Origin of the sequence: Streptomyces sp. NPDC048331 (genome assembly GCF_043201215.1) — a bacterium.
In the GTDB taxonomy this organism is placed as follows: domain Bacteria; phylum Actinomycetota; class Actinomycetes; order Streptomycetales; family Streptomycetaceae; genus Streptomyces.
This window is the reverse complement of the sequence record NZ_JBICYT010000020.1, coordinates 145,493-160,271: the sequence shown is the minus strand read 5'-3', so window position 1 is coordinate 160,271 and position 14,779 is coordinate 145,493. Positions and strand designations below refer to the sequence as shown.

Genomic DNA, 14,779 nt, shown 5'->3' with positions numbered 1-14,779 from the left:
CCGTGTACCGGACGTACTCGGGTGCCCCGACAACGCGGCGAGGTGCCGTGCCGGGCGGGCCGGGCCCGGCAAGATCCGGAAGAGACGGCCTAGCGCCAGCACCTGGTCACGACGCAGATCGGTGCGGTCGGTCAGATCGTGGAGGAGTTCGTCGGCGTAGTCCCGGTCGAGGCAGGTCCCCGCCTCCTCCAGCGCGCGCGTCAGCAATCGGTCGACCAGTTCGGACGGCAGCGCCGGATTGGCTGCCAGTCCGCACAGAAGATGGTTCAAGGGCGCTCTCCGGTCGGTGTGCGGGTCGTGGTGGCGGCAGCGGTCAGGGCTGCGGCCAACGTCCGGGTAGGGGGGTGTGGACGCCGCCGACGGGGGAGGACCAGCCCGATGTGCCGGGCGGGACGCGGGGGGTCGATGCGGACTGCGGTCGACTCCCCTGTCGTGGACAGCGAGACGTGCGGGACCAGGGAGACCCCGACGCCGGCCGCGACCAGGGTCTGCGCGAAGAAGTAGTCGGTGGTGGAGGCCGCCACCCGGAGGTCGAATCCTGCGAGCTCCGCGTACCGGCGCAGGTAGGCCTCCGTCCTGAGACAGCCCAGCACCCAGCGCTCGGCGCCCAGTTCGGCCAGTCCCACCGAGGCCCGGTCCGCGAGACGGTGACCACGCGGCAGCACCAGCCACAGCGGATCCTCCATCAGCGGAACCCAGTCGAGCCCCGGTCGCTCGTCCGGGCGCACCGGCGGCGGCCCGTCGAAGTGGTAGGCCAACGCGAGATCCGCCGTGCCGTCGCGCACCATCGCCACGGCGCCCTCGGGCTCGCTCTCCCGCACGGTCAGCTCCACCTCGGGGTGCTCCGCCACGAACCGGGCCAGCGCCGCGGGCAGCAGGTGCCGGCCCCCGCTGGTGAAGGTGGCGACGGTGAGGCGTGGTCGCTCCGCCGTGAGCCGGTCGATCGCGTGGCGGACCTGGTCCAGCTCGGCGGCGATCGACTCGGCCGCCTCCACCAGCAGCCGGCCGGGTTCGGTGAGGGTGACCCCGCGCGTGCTGCGCACCGCCACCGGGTGGCCGACCGTACGCTCCAGCGCCGCGATGTGCTGGGAGACGGCCGACGGGGTCAACAGCAGGGCGCCGGCGGCCCGGTTGAAGCTGCCGTGCTCGGCCACGGCCCGAAGGATGCGCAACCGATGCACATCGATCATCAGTTTTCCTTACGATGCGTTCAGCGGCTGGTCCGTTCCGCTGGGGACGATACAGCGGCACAGTCGCACGCATGAAGCGGATTCTTGTCATCGGCGGCAGCCGGTATTTCGGAAAGACCCTGGTCACCCGGGTGCGTGACGCGGGCGACGAGATCACCGTCCTCAACCGCGGCTCCGGTGCGCCACCGCCCGGCGTCGGCCGTCTCGTCGCCGACCGCGACGACGAGGCGGCACTGCGGGCGGCGCTCGGCGCGCGGGACTTCGACGTGGTCGTGGACCAGGTCTGCTACACACCGCTCCAGGCCGCCGTCGCCCGACGCGTCTTCGCCGGGCGGACCGGGCGCTACGTCATGACCTCGACGATGGAGGTCTACGACCCGGCCACGTTCCCCGCCGGTCCGGTGGACCGCGCCCCCGCCCCCGCCTCCCCCTCCGCACCCGCAACCGCCCCCGTGACCGAGGCGTCGCTCGACCCCGTCCGGCTGCCGCCCGCGGGCGCGGCGGGCCGCCCGCCCGGGCCCTGGCCCGCGTACGTCTACGCCGAGGGGAAGCGGCAGGCCGAAGCCGTCTTCCTGCGGGACCCGGCCTTCCCGTACGTCGGCGTGCGCGCCGCGCACGTGCTCGGCGGCGGCGCGGCGGAGTTCACCGGGCGGCTCGCGCACTACGTGCGGCGGATCGCCGCCGGTACCCCCGTCGACGTGCACGAAGCCCCGTACGCCACCTCGTTCATCCATCACCAGGAGATGGCCGAATTCCTGCACTGGACCGCGGAACAGACCTTCACCGGGCCGGTCAACGCGGCCTCGCACGGCGCGACGGACGTGACGGCGCTCTGCGAGGCGGTCGCGGCGCGGGTCGGGCGCGCCGTGCGGTACCGGGTGGTGGGGGAGGGCGCCGAGGCCTCGCCCTTCTCCTTCGACCGCGCCTACGCCATGGACAACGGCCGGGCCTCGGCCCTGGGCTTCGGCTTCGGCCACGTCGCCGACTGGCTGCCCGGGGCGATCGCCGAGACCCCGCGCGCCGAGGGTTGACCCGGTCACTGGTCTCCGACGCGCCGCTCCAAAGGAGTCGCTACCGACGAGTTGCTCACACTGAAGGTCACGCTGCCGGCCCGGTAGCGATCGTCGGACCACTCGATCGGGCGGCCGGTGGCCGATCGTGAGACGTGCCGCTGGCGCAACAGCGGGCTGCCGCGCCGGATCTGGAGCAGTCGGGCGTCCTCGCTGCCGGCCGGCAGGGCGTCGATGAGGTGCTCGCCGTAGTGGGCGGTGACCCCCGAGTCCTCGGCCAGGCTGTCCATGACGGAGCGGCAGTCCACCGGCAGCGCCTCGACGGCCGCCGCGACCCAGTCGGCGTAGGCGGTCCGCTCCACCATGGTGGGCTCCCCGTCGAGCAGCCGCAGCCGCAGTACGGCCAGGATCTCCGTACCCGACGCCAGCGCGAGCCGCTCCGCCTCCTCGGTCGTGGCGGGCCTGCGGGTGCGGGACAGGAAGCGGCCGGCGGCCCGGTGCCCGAGCCCCTCGGCCCACTGGGCGAAGCTGTTCAGCTCGGCGAAGCTGTGTCGGCGCTCGCGGCGCAGGACGATGCGCCGCGCGCCCTGGCGGGAGCCGATCAGCCCCTCCGCGGCGAGGGTGGCGACCGCTTGGCGGACCGTCCCGCGCGATGCGGACCATCGCGTGGCCAGGTCGCTCTCCGAGGGCAGGTGCGACCCCACCGGGAGCTCGCCCGAGAGGATCGCCCGCCGTAGTGCCTCGGCGATCTCCAGGTACCTGGCCGTGCCCGCGTCCCTGCTCATGTCCTTCGCCCCCTGATCGCCGTTCGCCGGTCTCCCATGATCATTCCAACAGGCTCTGTCACGGCTTCTTCCGGTCATTCTTCTCTCTTCTTCGAGTCGTGCTCCCGGGGACAGGCGCCGTTCACCGTCCGTACAGCGCGCCCGGGCGAACTGGAGCCAACTTGTTCAGACAAGTGAAACCACCCTCGTCTCCGGGAGAGACCGTGCTCAGTTCCTCCGCCCGTCGCGGTGCGGCCGTTCTGCTCAGCGCCGCCGTACTCACCACGCTCAGCGCGTGCGGTGCCGCCCCCGACCCGAAGTCCGGCGGCGCCGACGGCGCCAAGAACGCCGTGCGGCCGGGCGCCGCGACCTCGGTCGCCGACTTCGGCTCCTTGGAGGCCCTCACCGCCGCCGCGCGGAAGGAGGGCGAGCTCAACGTCATCGCGCTGCCGCCGGACTGGGCGAACTACGGCGAGATCATCAAGGCCTTCGAGGCCAAGTACAAGATCAAGGTCAACAGCGAGAACCCGGACGCCTCCAGCTCCGACGAGATAGCCGCCGTCAAGTCCCGCAAGGGCCAGAAGCGCGCCCCCGACGTCCTCGACCTCGGGATCGCCTTCGCCCGCAGCGGCGCGGCCGAGAACCTCTTCGCCCCGTACAAGGTCACCGGCTGGGACAAGATCCCCGCCGCCCAGAAGGACGCCGACGGCCGCTGGACCAACGACTACGGCGGCTACGTCTCCATCGGCTGCGACGCCGCCCGGATCCCCACATGCCCGCAGACCTTCGCCGACCTCCTCAAGCCCGAGTACAAGGGCAAGGTCGCCCTCAACGGCAACCCCACCAAGTCCGGCTCGGCCTTCGGCGGCGTCTACGCGGCCGCCCTCGCCAACAAGGGCTCCTTCGCCGACATCCAGCCCGGCATCGACTTCTTCGGACAGCTGAAGAAGAGCGGCAACTTCATCCCCGTCGAGTCCACCCCGGCCACCGTCGAGAAGGGCGAGACGCCCATCTCCATCGACTGGGACTACCTGAACGCCGGCTACGCCGACCAGTTCAAGGGCAAGGGCGTCGACTGGAAGGTCGCCGTCCCCACCGACGGCGTCTACGCCCAGTACTACTCGCAGGCCATCAACAAGGAGGCCCCGAACCCGGCCGCCGCCCGCCTGTGGCTGGAGTTCCTCTACAGCGCCGAGGGCCAGAACCTGTGGCTCAAGGGGTACGCCCGCCCGGTCCTGCTCCCCGGCATGACCCAGGACGGCACCGCCGAGGCGGCCGCCGTCGCCAAGCTCCCGCAGGTCCAGGGCACCCCGGCCTTCCCCGCCTCCGAGGAGCTCGACAAGGCCAAGGCCACCCTCGCCGAGAAGTGGGACAAGGCCCTCTCCTGATGCCCTCCACCACCGCCCTCCGCGCCGCCGACGGTACCCGCCGCCGGCGGCGCGGCCCGCGCACCTGGCTCGCCGCCCTCCCGCTGCTCACCTTCACCGGGCTGTGCTTCGGCATCCCGCTCGGCGCCATGGCCTACGGCGCGGTCACCCGCACCGACCCGGCGAGCGGCACCACCCGGGTGACCGGTGAGCACCTCGCCCGCTCCCTCCAGGGCCCCTACCTCGGCTCCCTCGTCGGCAGCGTCCAGCTCTCCGCCCTCACCGCACTCGTCGCCGGCGTCCTGGGCGTGGTGATCGCCCAGGCCGTGGTCACCTCCCGGTCGGCGGGACTGCGCGGCGCCGCGCTGACCGCCTCCGGGGTGCTCGCCAACTTCGGCGGCGTACCGCTCGCGTTCGCCTTCATCGCCACCGTCGGGATCTCCGGGGTCGTCACCCAGCTCGCCGACCTCACCGACCTCGGCTGGAACCTGTACTCCTTCACCGGTCTCACCGTGGTCTACCTGTACTTCCTGATCCCCCTGATGGTCCTGGTGATCGCCCCGGCGCTGGACGGACTGCGCCCGCAATGGCGCGAGGCCGCCCAGAACAGCGGGGCCACCGGTCGGCAGTTCTGGCGCCACGTCGGGCTGCCCGTGCTCGCGCCCTCCCTGCTCGGCGGGTTCGTCCTGCTCTTCGGAACCGCCTTCGCCGCCCACGCCACGGCCGCGGCCCTCGTCGGAGGTTCCGTCCCCCTGGTCACCCTCAAGATCGCGGACGCACTGTCCGGGAACGTGCTCACCGGCCAGGAGAACGTGGCGCTCGCCCTCGGCCTCGACATGATCCTGATCGCCGGCCTGGTCATGGCGGTCTACCTGCCCCTCCAGCGACGGAGCGCCCGATGGCTGCGATGACCCCGACCACCCGGTACCCCGACGGCGCCCCGGACACGCGGACTTCGGACACCGGCGCCCCCGCGCGGACCCCGGCCCGCCGGCCCCGCCCCCGGATCTGGCGCGGAGCCGTCCTCGGCCTCGCCGGCGCCTACTTCCTGATCCCGCTCGTCGCCTCCTTCGTCTTCACCGTGCACGTGCCCGGACAGGGCGTCACCTTCGAGGCGTACACCGAACTGCTCTCCGCCGACGGATTCACCGAGAGCCTGCTGCTCTCCCTCGGCCTCGCCGCCGCGACCATCACCCTGTCGCTGCTGCTCGCCGTGCCCGCACTGGTGGCCGTACGCATCGGCTCCCCGCGACTGCGCCCGATCGTCGAGGTCGTGTGCATGCTGCCGCTGGTGGTGCCGCCCATCGCGCTGGTCACCGGCATCACCACCGTGCTGCGCTGGGGCCCCGAACACCTGTCGCGGACACCGCTCTACCAGACCTTCATCGCCGTCCAGAACGAGAAGTTCCCCGTCGTCCTGGTCCTCGCCTACACGGTCCTGGCGCTCCCCTTCGTCCACCGCTCGCTCGACGCGGGCCTGCGCGCCGTCGACGTACCGACCCTCGTCGAGGCCGCCCGCAGCTGCGGCGCGGGCTGGCCCCACGTCGTCCTGCGCGTCCTGCTGCCGAACCTGCGTGCCTCCCTCGCCGGCGCCGCCTTCCTCACCCTGGCCCTGGTGCTCGGCGAGTTCACCATCGCATCCCTCCTCGGGTTCCAGCCCTTCGCGGTATGGATCGTCTCGATCTCCGGAGCGCAGGCCCGGATGTCGGTGGCCGTGTCCATCCTCAGCCTCCTGATCACCTGGCTGCTGCTGATCGCCCTCTCCCGGGCCGGGACCTCCCCCTCCACCACCGCGGCCGCACCCGCCACCACCTCCCGCAAGGAGCCCTGAGCCCATGTCCACCACGCCCACCACCCCGCCCGCGGCCAGGAAGCCGGCGGACCCCGCCCGGCCCGCGGGCGCGCGCGTCGAATTCAGAGGCCTGCGCCGGGCGTTCGGATCCACCGTCGCCCTCGACGGGCTCGACCTCACCGTCGAACCCGGTGAACTCCTCGCCCTGCTCGGCCCGTCCGGCTGCGGCAAGACCACCGCCCTGCGCGTCGTCGCCGGCTTCGAACAGCCCGACTCCGGCGAGGTCCTCGTCGACGGGGCGGACATCACCCGGGTCCCGGCCAACCGCCGCGACGCCGGCATGGTCTTCCAGTCGTACAGCCTCTTCCCGAACCTGAGCGCCCGCGACAACGTGGCCTTCGGCCTGCGCGTACGCAAGGTCGGCGCGGCCGAACGCCGCGAGCGCGCCGCAGAACTGCTCGACCTGGTCGGCCTGCCCGACCACGGCGACCGCTACCCGCACCAGATGTCCGGCGGCCAGCAGCAGCGCGTGGCCCTCGCCCGCGCGCTCGCCCTGCGCCCGCGCGTACTCCTGCTCGACGAGCCGCTCTCCGCGCTCGACGCCAAGGTACGGGCGAACCTGCGCGAGGAGATCCGCCGCCTCCAGCTCTCCCTCGGCATCACCACCGTCTTCGTCACCCACGACCAGGAGGAGGCCCTGTCGATGGCCGACCGGGTCGCCGTCCTGAACGCCGGCAAGCTGGAACAGTGTGCCGCCCCGGCCGAGCTGTACGACCGCCCGGCCACCCCCTTCGTCGCCGAGTTCGTCGGCACCATGAACCGGCTGCCGGGACGGCTCGCCGGATCCGGCCTCGTCGAGGTGGCGGGAGTCCGCCTGCCCGTCGACGGCCCGATCCCCACGACGCCGGAGGTACAGGTCCTCGTGCGCCCCGAGAACCTCACCGTCACCGCCGACACCGAGGGCGCGGCCACCGTGGTCTCGGCCTCCTTCCTCGGCTCCGTGACCCGGCTCCACCTGGAACTGCCGGACGGGGTGCGCGTCAAGGCGGACCTGCCCTCGCGGGACGCCGGAGCCCTGGGGCCGGGTGCGCGCGCCACCGTCGGACCGACCGAGCGACCCGTGCTCGTCGTGGCCGGGCCCGCGTGAGCGCCCTCGCCGCGGTCCTCTTCGACATGGACGGCACCCTCGTCGACACCGAGGTGCTGTGGTGGCGCGCCACCGAGGAGACAGCCGCCGGCCTCGGCCACCGGCTCACCGACGCCGACGCACCCGAGGTCGTCGGCCGGGCCGTCGAGGACACCGCCGCCCACCTCGTACGGGTCTCGGGAAGCGGAGACCCGTCCGCGGTGGCGGCGGCGCTCACCGAGCGCTTCTTCCGCCGGGTGGAGGCCGGCGCGCCGATGCGACCCGGCGCCCAGCGGCTGCTGACCGCACTGGAAGCGGAGGGCGTGCCCTTCGCCCTGGTCAGCGCGTCACCGCGGGTCGTCGTCGACTCGGTGGTCGGGGGCTCCCTGGCCCATGTCCCCTTCGCCTTCACCCTGTCCGCCGACGACACCGCCCGCACCAAGCCGCACCCGGACCCCTACCGGGCGGCCGCCGGGCGCCTCGGCCTCGCCCCACGGGCCTGCGTCGCGGTGGAGGACTCGCCGGACGGCGCCGCCTCCGCGGAGGCCGCCGGCTGCGCGGTCCTGGTGGTCCCGTCCCTGCTGGCGGTACCGGCGTCACCGCCGCGGACCTTCGCCGACTCCCTGGAGGACGTCACCGTGGCACGGCTGCGGAGCTGCCTGACCCCGGCGTGACCCCGGCCCGATCCCGGGGCGGACTCAGGCCGGTAGGCCGAGGATGTCCAGGATGCCCTCGGCATAGGCGGCGGTCCCGGAACCCGGGGCCGTGGCGACCTCACGTCGGAAGCCGTCCACACCCGTTCGGATGAAGGCGGCGCACTGCCCGTGCAGTCCGGCCTCGTGGGTGCCGCCGTCGTCCACCGTGCAGAGCAGGGCGAGCAACGTCCACAGCAGGGCCTCGCGGGTCGCCCGCCGGGGCGGGTGCGCGGCCCACACGGCCATCAGGACACCGCACACCGCCGGGGCGGGCGGCTTCAGGTGCTCCGCGAAGAAGACATGCCCCTCCAGCGCGTGGAACGCGGACGGATGCCCCTCGGCGGCATCCCGTACGGCGTCCATCAGATGGCCCGCCGACCGGCCGCAGCCGCACTCGATGGACTCCCAGTCGTGCCGCGCGATCTCCGCCGCCACGGCATCCGGAACCAGCGGGCTGCGCAGCACCGCGGACCGGCGCAGCAGAGCCTGCTGCCGCTTCTCGCTCCCCGTCATGGGGCACAGTATGAGGCCAGGTCGGAGTGGTCGGCGAGGGGGGTCGGAACCGGATCACAGGGGCCGTCGTCTGAGACCCCGTGTGGATGAAACGAAGAATTGTGGCACTGCTGTTCGCCCTGCTCGCGACCCAGCTGGGCGCACTGGTCAACCCCGCCTACGCATGCGGGTGCGGGGCCATGATCCCCGACGGGCAGTCCCGGATCGGAGTCGACCGGGAGACCTCCGTCGTGCGCTGGGACGGCCGTACGGAGCAGATCGTCATGCGGTTCTCCGTCGGCGGGGACGCCCACCGGGCCGCCTGGATCATGCCGGTACCGAGCCGGGCCACGGTGGAGCTGGGCGACGGCGCGATGTTCGACGAACTGGGCCGGCTCACCCTGCCCGAGCACAAGACCCGCGGCTACTTCTGGCCGCGCGAGCGCGACTGGCCCTTCTCCTCGAACAGCAGGGACAGTGCCGGCGCCCCGATGCCCGGCGCCGCGGCCCCGCCGGTCGGCGTCGTCGGCCGGGAACAGCTCGGCGACTTCGACGTCGCCCGGCTCACCGCCACCGACCCGGCCGCCCTGAGGAACTGGCTGGAGAGCAACGGCTTCAAGCTCCCCGACCGCCTCGCCACCGAGGTCAAGCCGTACGTGGACCAGAACTGGGAGTACGTGGCCGTCCGGCTCGCCCCGCGGGAACAGGGCAAACCGCTGCGCGGCGACCTGGACCCGCTGCGGATCCGCTTCGACAGCGACCGGCTGGTCTACCCGATGCGGCTCTCCCGGATGGCGAAGACCCCGCAGTCCCTCGGCCTGTACGTCCTCGCCGACCACCGCATGGAGCCCGCCTCCCCGATCGGCGGGTCCGCACCCGAGGTGACCTTCGCGGGAACCATCCACCCCGAGCGCGGCCCGCTCGCCGAACTGGCCGGGGCCGAGCCCGTCTTCCTCACCGCCATCGACCAGCGGTTCCCGGTACCGGAGCACATCGACGCCGACCACGAACTGCGCGCCACCGCCGAGGACACCCCGTACCGCCGGGCGATCTACCACGACAAGCTGCTCACGGTAGGCGGGATACCGGTCTGGCTGCTGACCCTGGGGGCCGTCGTGGTGGCCCTGACCGCCTCGGCCGTCGTGGTGCTCCGTATCCGAGGCCGCCGGCGGAACATCGCCGCGACGGCGGCCTGACCCGCACGGGTCACGTCGGACCGGGCGGGTACTCATGCCGAGGTGAGTACCCGCCCCGATGGGGCGGGCCGGCCGAGCCCGTACCGTCCGAACCATGCCTTCCGTACCGTCCTCCGCCTCCGCCCCGGCCTCCGCCCCTGCGGCGCCGCTCCGCCCGCGGCCGCGTCCACGCCCGCGCCCGCGGTACGTGGCACTGGTGATCGGCGCGGTCGCAGTCCTTCTGGCCACCGGCTGGGGTGCGTACCGCCTGTGGAACGGCGCACCGTACCCCGAGGTCGATCCCGCGATCGTCGCCACCCGGCTCGGCGCGGAGGCCGAACGCGTCCAGGACGATCTGGCCCTGCCCGCGGGGGCCGACGCGCCGCCCGATCGGCTGGAGACGGGTGCCTGCTCCTACCGGGGGCTGCGTTCCTTCGCCCACATCGACCAAGGCCGCCCGGACGTCAGCAGCTTCGCACTCACCTGGCAGACCACCGACGTTCCGGAGGAAACCGCCCGGTCCGGCCAGGAGCGCGTCCGCGCCCGCCTGTCGCAACAGGGCTGGAAACCCCTCCACGAGATCGTCTCCGACAGGGGCTTCCGGTACGAGGACCCGAGCACCGGCGACCAGGTCGACGTGCGCTGGTACGAACCCACCGGGACGCTTGCCGTCAGCATCTACGCTCCGTGCGGGAAGACCCCCGACGGCTACACCCCGTAGAAGCACGCCCCGACCCACCCGATCCGCGCACCCGCCGCCACCCTGACGGGGTTGACGCGCGAGCGCCGGGACACCAGCCTTGCACCGGAGTTACCGACAGGTAAGGGGAAAAGGGTGGTTTCCATGGCGGAGGACGGCGCACGACGGCGGGAACAGGACGAGGAGGACGCCGAGTTGATGTTCCAAGGGGTCGCACGCCAGGCCGAGCTGGTCCGCACCGGCAAGACCACCTCGCGCGCCCTCGTCGAGGCCGCGCTGCGCCGCATCGCGCGAACCGACCCCGCCCTCGGAGCCTTCCGCGTCGTCCTCGCCGAGCAGGCCCTCGCCGAGGCCGACGCCCGTGACGCGGCGCAGCCGACCGGTCCGCTCCACGGCGTCCCCGTCGCCGTCAAGGACGAGCTGGACCTCGCGGGTCAGGTCACCACCTTCGGCGGCTCCGCCAACCGGACCCCCGTCGCGGCGGACTCCGAAGCGGTACGCCGCCTGCGCGCCGCCGGAGCCGTCGTCATCGGCAAGACGACCATGCCCGAGTTCGGCCAGTGGCCCTTCACCGAATCCGCCGCCCACGGTCACACCCGCAACCCCTGGGACACCACCCGCACCCCCGGCGGCTCCAGCGGCGGCAGCGCCGCAGCCGTCGCGGCCGGACTGGTCGCAGCGGCTCTCGGCGGCGACGGCGGCGGATCCATCCGCATCCCGGCCGCCTGCTGCGGCCTGTTCGGCCTCAAGCCCCAGCGCGGCCGGGTCTCCACCGCCCCGAACGCGCACCTCTGGTACGCGCTCGGCACCGTGGGTCCGCTGACCCGCGGCGTGGGCGATGCCGCCCTGCTCTACGACGTCCTCGCCGGGACCACCCCGACGGACCGCTGGAGCGCCCGCCCCACGACCACCAGTTGGGTGGGGGCCCTGGAGACCCCGCCGGGCCGCCTGCGCATCGGCTACTCGGTCAAGCCCGCCGTGCCCGGGGTGCGCCCGCATCCGGAACACGTCGGGGCCGTGCTGGAGTCCGTACGGGCCCTGCGCGAACTGGGCCACGACGTACGGGAGGTCGACCCCCGCTACCCCGACGCGACGGCCCCGTTCGCCGCGCAGTTCTGCGGCGGCGTCCGCGCGGAGGCCGACGCCGTCGAACGTCCCGACCTGCTGGAACGGCGCACCCGGCGTACCCTCGCGCTCGCTCGACTGGTCCCCGAATCCGCCGTGGAGCGCGGAATCCTGGCGGGGGAGCGACTGGCGGAGCGCGCCGACCGCATGTTCACCACCATGGACGTGCTGCTGACCCCGGTCGTCGCCGAGCGCCCGCGCCCGGTGGGCGCACTGGACGGAGCCGGGCTGCTGACGGCGCTGGCACGCTCGCGCCCGATGGTCGCGTACACCGCACTGTGGAACGTCACGGGGCACCCGGCCGCCTCCGTACCGGCGGGCCTCGGCGAGGACGGTCTGCCGCTCGCCGTGCAACTGGTGGGCCGCCGGGACGACGAGGTGACCCTGCTCCGGGTGGCGGCCCAGCTGGAAGAGGTCCGGCCGTGGTCCCAGCGACGCCCTCGGCCGCCGGTCGCCTGACGGCAGGACGCCCCTGCCCGGATCCGGGCAGGGGGCGGAGCACGTGATGGGTCAGGGTTCCTGGGGGGTGAGCAGGCAGAAGGGATGGCCGACGGGGTCCGCGTAGACGCGGTAACCGATCGGCTTGTCCGAACCGTCCAGCAGGGTCGCGCCGAGGGCGAGCACCTGGGCCTCGGCCGTATCGAGGTTCGTGACCATCACGTCGAGGTGCATCTGCTGAGGACGCGCGGGATCCGTCCACCGCGGCGCGCGGTGGTCGTCCACCCGCTGGAAGGCGACCACCGGTGCGCCCGCCGCGTTCCGGAGCATGACGAACTCGCCGGTGTCGGCCTGCCGGGAAAGCGTCAGCAGCTTCTCGTAGAATCCGGCGAGTTCATCCGGGTCGGGGCAGTCGATGACAACGGTGCACAGGTGTCCGATCATGAGGCTCACTCTGCCACCGGCCCGCGAGCGCCCCCACAGGGGTCGTCCGGACCAGGGTCGGGCTTCGGACCCCGCCCCACCGGACGCACCACGAGAACGACAGACCGGGGCCCATGGACTCAGGACTCGCCGCACTGCTGGGTGCCGCCGTCGGCTCCGCCACAACCCTCGGGGCCGCGATCGTGAACGGCCGTGCCCAAGCCCGCTCCCAGCACGCCCCATGGAGCCGCCGGCACCGCCACGACGCGTACGCCGGCTGTCTCGACGCACTCCACCGCCGCGACATGGCCATGGACGCCGTCCTGGAAGCGCTTCGTCCGGAGCGACCCGATCTCCCCGACGTCGACGAGAAGATCGGCCGCTTCATCACTCTGGCCCGCGAGGTCCACCGCGCCGGCGAAATCGTCATCCTCGAAGGACCGGCAGCCGTCGCGGAGGTCGCGGAACGGGTCGGCCATGCCTCCAGCGATCTCTCACACGTCGTGCGACGCATGGCCGAGCGCGCCCACGCGGGAAACACCACCCACAAGGCCGAGGACACCGCCCTCGCCACCGAGCGCGAGCGAACCCTCTACCAGGCGGTCAAGGACTTCCGGCTCGCGGCCCGGCGCACGATCGGAAACACCGACTGACCTACCCAGGGGCCCTCGATCCAAGGGCACCCGGAGGGTCGCGGAGACCGAGGCGTTCGTCCATCCCGCGAGGGTGGCGCACGCCTCAGAGCGACCGGGGAGGCTGCGTCCGCCAGAACGCGCACTGGTGCTCCGCCGCGAACGAGGTCGTCGTCCGCGTCACCGCCGGATCGAGGGTGAGCACCGCGCCACCCCCGGCTCCGACACCCGTCGGCGGCCACGGGGTCTGGCCCGCCACCACCGGAGCGCCGAACCGGGCGAACGCGGCCCAGTAGCGCTTCATCCGGTTCCCGAGCGCGATCTGCACCGGGGTCAGCGGGCGTTCACCCATCGTGAAGTCGTGCAGGTAGGCCAGCTCCGCACTGTGGGCGTTGGACTCGTCCAGGCCCGGCACCTGCGCCCCCGCGAGCGTCGGCGACCGGGGGTCGTCGAACTCGTAGACGTACGTGGGGACCTGGGGCGCGAACAGCTGCGCCGTCCACGCCGTATGGCACGCGAAGGTCGAGTCCGTCATGACCGCCGACAGCGCCAGATACGGCGAGCCGTACCTCGCCACCGGGTAGCGCGCGAGCACCTCGGGACCCGCCGCCCCGTGACCCGCCAGGATCTGCGCCGTGTACTGCTCGGCGGTCAGGTACGGCTGCGTCAGGGCGACGAAGAAGCGGGCCTCGGAGCGGGTGCTCCCGATCAGCACCGGCACCTTGTTCCAGGCGCCGCTCGCGATGGCCCGCGCGGGAGCGACCGGTAGGAGCCCGTCACCCGAGGCCGGACCCCGCGTGGGCAGCGTACGGGCCGCCTCGACCAGCGCAGCTCCGGAGGCGCCGCGCAGGCAGGCGGCCACCTCGGCGGACACCGTGCAGCCCGCCGCGGCGGCGAAGGCCCGCGCCTGCCCCTCCGCTTCCGCACGGTCGGGCGTACCCAGCAGCGTGCACGGACCGCTCTGCAGCACGGCTCGGTGGAACAGGCCGGCGGCCGCCGGGGCGGTCAGCAGCGCGCAGACGGAACCGCTGCCCGCCGACTGCCCGGAGATCGTGACGCTGCCCGGATTCCCGCCGAACGCGGCGATGTTCGCCCGGGTCCAGCGCAGCGCTTCGAGCTGGTCCATCAGCCCGAAGGACCCGGAGTGCAGGGCGTTCTCCCGACCGAGCTCGGGCAGCTGGAGATAACCGAGCTGCCCCAGGCGGTAGTTGATGCTGACCACCACGCTCTGGGTGAGGTCGGCCATGGTCCGCCCGCCGAACTGGGTCCCCGTTCCCTGGCTGTACGCACCCCCATGCATCCAGACGATCACCGGGAGCCGGGCTCCGGGGCGGGCGGTCCGGGGCCGGTAGACGTCGAGGTACAGGCAGTCCTCGCCGACGGCCGCCGGATCGCTCAGGCCGAACGGCGAGAACTGCAGACACGCGGGGGACTGCCGGGTTGCCTCCCGTACGCCGGTCCACCGGGGCGGGGGCGCGGGGGCCCGTAGCCGAGCGTCCCCGACCGGGGGAGCGGCGTACGGGACGCCGAGGAACTCCTGCGCGCCGTCGTGGGACCTGCCGCGCAGGGCGCCCTGCGCGACGGTGACCACCGGGCGCGGCGATCCGGCGGGCGACGACGGCGGCGACGCGGTCGCGGGTGGTACGGAGGCGAGCAGCGCCACCAGGGCGAGTGCGGTACCGAACAGGGACCTTGCCGAGGGCAGCCGTTTGCCGGGCCTTCTCATCCGTCCTCCTGGAGTGTTGCCGGTGCGTGCCGATGGGGTGCCGATGCCGTGCGGGGGTGGAGCCGGGTGGGGCAGATGGCAGATGGCAGATGGTCCGGCCGGCGGCGGAGCGGGGTGCGGGCTC

The 14,779-nt window shown here is 73.3% G+C and carries 15 protein-coding genes and 1 pseudogene; 10 read left to right on the top strand and 6 right to left on the bottom strand.

The genetic code is table 11. The annotated features are described in order from the left end of the window. Positions 1-270, bottom strand: a pseudogene (locus tag ACGFYY_RS26900) (hypothetical protein); the annotation flags it as partial. Continuing rightward, positions 267-1,190, bottom strand: a complete 924-nt coding sequence (locus tag ACGFYY_RS26895) for a LysR family transcriptional regulator (RefSeq protein WP_393713137.1) — start codon at positions 1,188-1,190, stop codon at positions 267-269. The gene ACGFYY_RS26895 and the pseudogene ACGFYY_RS26900, both read right to left, overlap by 4 nt. Before the next feature lie 71 nt (positions 1,191-1,261). On the opposite strand from ACGFYY_RS26895, the gene ACGFYY_RS26890 reads away from it, so the two are divergent. Beyond that, positions 1,262-2,221: a reductase gene (locus ACGFYY_RS26890; protein ID WP_393713135.1), complete on the top strand. Its 960-nt coding sequence runs from the start codon at positions 1,262-1,264 to the stop codon at positions 2,219-2,221. A 5-nt stretch (positions 2,222-2,226) separates the two neighbouring features. Here ACGFYY_RS26890 and ACGFYY_RS26885 read toward each other — a convergent pair whose 3' ends face one another. Then, positions 2,227-2,985, bottom strand: a complete 759-nt coding sequence (locus ACGFYY_RS26885) for a GntR family transcriptional regulator (RefSeq protein WP_393713133.1) — start codon at positions 2,983-2,985, stop codon at positions 2,227-2,229. A gap of 203 nt (positions 2,986-3,188) precedes the next feature. On the opposite strand from ACGFYY_RS26885, the gene ACGFYY_RS26880 reads away from it, so the two are divergent. The 5 genes from ACGFYY_RS26880 to ACGFYY_RS26860 are packed head-to-tail and all read left to right on the top strand — an operon-like array spanning position 3,189 to position 7,923. After that, positions 3,189-4,352: an ABC transporter substrate-binding protein gene (locus ACGFYY_RS26880; protein ID WP_393713131.1), complete on the top strand. Its 1,164-nt coding sequence runs from the start codon at positions 3,189-3,191 to the stop codon at positions 4,350-4,352. Further along, entirely contained in the window at positions 4,352-5,242 is an 891-nt protein-coding gene (locus ACGFYY_RS26875) for an ABC transporter permease (protein WP_393713129.1), read from the top strand. Before ACGFYY_RS26880 ends, ACGFYY_RS26875 begins: the two co-directional genes overlap by 1 nt. Next, complete coding sequence (locus ACGFYY_RS26870; protein WP_393713127.1) at positions 5,230-6,162, top strand: ABC transporter permease; 933 nt, start codon at positions 5,230-5,232, stop codon at positions 6,160-6,162. Before ACGFYY_RS26875 ends, ACGFYY_RS26870 begins: the two co-directional genes overlap by 13 nt. Before the next feature lie 4 nt (positions 6,163-6,166). Continuing rightward, positions 6,167-7,270, top strand: coding sequence for an ABC transporter ATP-binding protein (locus tag ACGFYY_RS26865; protein ID WP_393713125.1), 1,104 nt, complete (start codon positions 6,167-6,169; stop codon positions 7,268-7,270). After that, positions 7,267-7,923, top strand: a complete 657-nt coding sequence (locus ACGFYY_RS26860; RefSeq protein ID WP_393713123.1) for an HAD family hydrolase — start codon at positions 7,267-7,269, stop codon at positions 7,921-7,923. Before ACGFYY_RS26865 ends, ACGFYY_RS26860 begins: the two co-directional genes overlap by 4 nt. Before the next feature lie 24 nt (positions 7,924-7,947). Here ACGFYY_RS26860 and ACGFYY_RS26855 read toward each other — a convergent pair whose 3' ends face one another. Next, entirely contained in the window at positions 7,948-8,457 is a 510-nt protein-coding gene (locus ACGFYY_RS26855) for a hypothetical protein (protein WP_365275606.1), read from the bottom strand. Between the two features lie 86 nt (positions 8,458-8,543). Here ACGFYY_RS26855 and ACGFYY_RS26850 point away from each other — a divergent pair, with 86 nt between their 5' ends. The 3 genes from ACGFYY_RS26850 (at position 8,544) to ACGFYY_RS26840 (ending at position 11,895) form a co-directional block, all read left to right on the top strand. Then, positions 8,544-9,632, top strand: coding sequence for a DUF2330 domain-containing protein (locus ACGFYY_RS26850; RefSeq protein WP_393713120.1), 1,089 nt, complete (start codon positions 8,544-8,546; stop codon positions 9,630-9,632). Between the two features lie 94 nt (positions 9,633-9,726). Beyond that, positions 9,727-10,332, top strand: a complete 606-nt coding sequence (locus ACGFYY_RS26845; RefSeq protein WP_393713118.1) for a hypothetical protein — start codon at positions 9,727-9,729, stop codon at positions 10,330-10,332. Between the two features lie 123 nt (positions 10,333-10,455). Beyond that, positions 10,456-11,895 (top strand): amidase, encoded by a 1,440-nt coding sequence (locus ACGFYY_RS26840; protein WP_393713116.1) that lies wholly within the window; start codon positions 10,456-10,458, stop codon positions 11,893-11,895. A 51-nt stretch (positions 11,896-11,946) separates the two neighbouring features. Here ACGFYY_RS26840 and ACGFYY_RS26835 read toward each other — a convergent pair whose 3' ends face one another. Continuing rightward, a complete protein-coding gene (locus ACGFYY_RS26835; protein WP_393713114.1) occupies positions 11,947-12,318 on the bottom strand; it encodes a VOC family protein in 372 nt (123 codons plus the stop codon). A gap of 113 nt (positions 12,319-12,431) precedes the next feature. Between ACGFYY_RS26835 and ACGFYY_RS26830 the strand changes: the two genes are divergently transcribed. Continuing rightward, positions 12,432-12,950 carry a proline dehydrogenase gene (locus tag ACGFYY_RS26830; RefSeq protein ID WP_393713112.1) on the top strand — a complete coding sequence of 173 codons (519 nt, stop codon included), beginning with the start codon at positions 12,432-12,434 and terminating at the stop codon, positions 12,948-12,950. A gap of 85 nt (positions 12,951-13,035) precedes the next feature. Here the strand turns inward: ACGFYY_RS26830 and ACGFYY_RS26825 are convergent, their stop codons facing one another. Then, complete coding sequence (locus tag ACGFYY_RS26825) at positions 13,036-14,655, bottom strand: carboxylesterase/lipase family protein (RefSeq protein WP_393713110.1); 1,620 nt, start codon at positions 14,653-14,655, stop codon at positions 13,036-13,038. Between the last annotated feature and the right edge of the window lie 124 nt (positions 14,656-14,779).

Bases quoted from the DNA above. Each gene is read 5' to 3' on its own strand.
- ACGFYY_RS26835 (WP_393713114.1), bottom strand. From the start codon at position 12,318: ATGATCGGACACCTGTGCACCGTTGTCATCGACTGCCCCGACCCGGAT.
- ACGFYY_RS26850 (WP_393713120.1), top strand. From the start codon at position 8,544: ATGAAACGAAGAATTGTGGCACTGCTGTTCGCCCTGCTCGCGACCCAG.
- ACGFYY_RS26870 (WP_393713127.1), top strand. From the start codon at position 5,230: ATGGCTGCGATGACCCCGACCACCCGGTACCCCGACGGCGCCCCGGAC.
- ACGFYY_RS26830 (WP_393713112.1), top strand. From the start codon at position 12,432: ATGGACTCAGGACTCGCCGCACTGCTGGGTGCCGCCGTCGGCTCCGCC.
- ACGFYY_RS26845 (WP_393713118.1), top strand. From the start codon at position 9,727: ATGCCTTCCGTACCGTCCTCCGCCTCCGCCCCGGCCTCCGCCCCTGCG.
- ACGFYY_RS26890 (WP_393713135.1), top strand. From the start codon at position 1,262: ATGAAGCGGATTCTTGTCATCGGCGGCAGCCGGTATTTCGGAAAGACC.
- ACGFYY_RS26885 (WP_393713133.1), bottom strand. From the start codon at position 2,985: ATGAGCAGGGACGCGGGCACGGCCAGGTACCTGGAGATCGCCGAGGCA.
- ACGFYY_RS26865 (WP_393713125.1), top strand. From the start codon at position 6,167: ATGTCCACCACGCCCACCACCCCGCCCGCGGCCAGGAAGCCGGCGGAC.
- ACGFYY_RS26840 (WP_393713116.1), top strand. From the start codon at position 10,456: ATGGCGGAGGACGGCGCACGACGGCGGGAACAGGACGAGGAGGACGCC.
- ACGFYY_RS26895 (WP_393713137.1), bottom strand. From the start codon at position 1,190: ATGATCGATGTGCATCGGTTGCGCATCCTTCGGGCCGTGGCCGAGCAC.
- ACGFYY_RS26855 (WP_365275606.1), bottom strand. From the start codon at position 8,457: ATGACGGGGAGCGAGAAGCGGCAGCAGGCTCTGCTGCGCCGGTCCGCG.
- ACGFYY_RS26825 (WP_393713110.1), bottom strand. From the start codon at position 14,655: ATGAGAAGGCCCGGCAAACGGCTGCCCTCGGCAAGGTCCCTGTTCGGT.
- ACGFYY_RS26875 (WP_393713129.1), top strand. From the start codon at position 4,352: ATGCCCTCCACCACCGCCCTCCGCGCCGCCGACGGTACCCGCCGCCGG.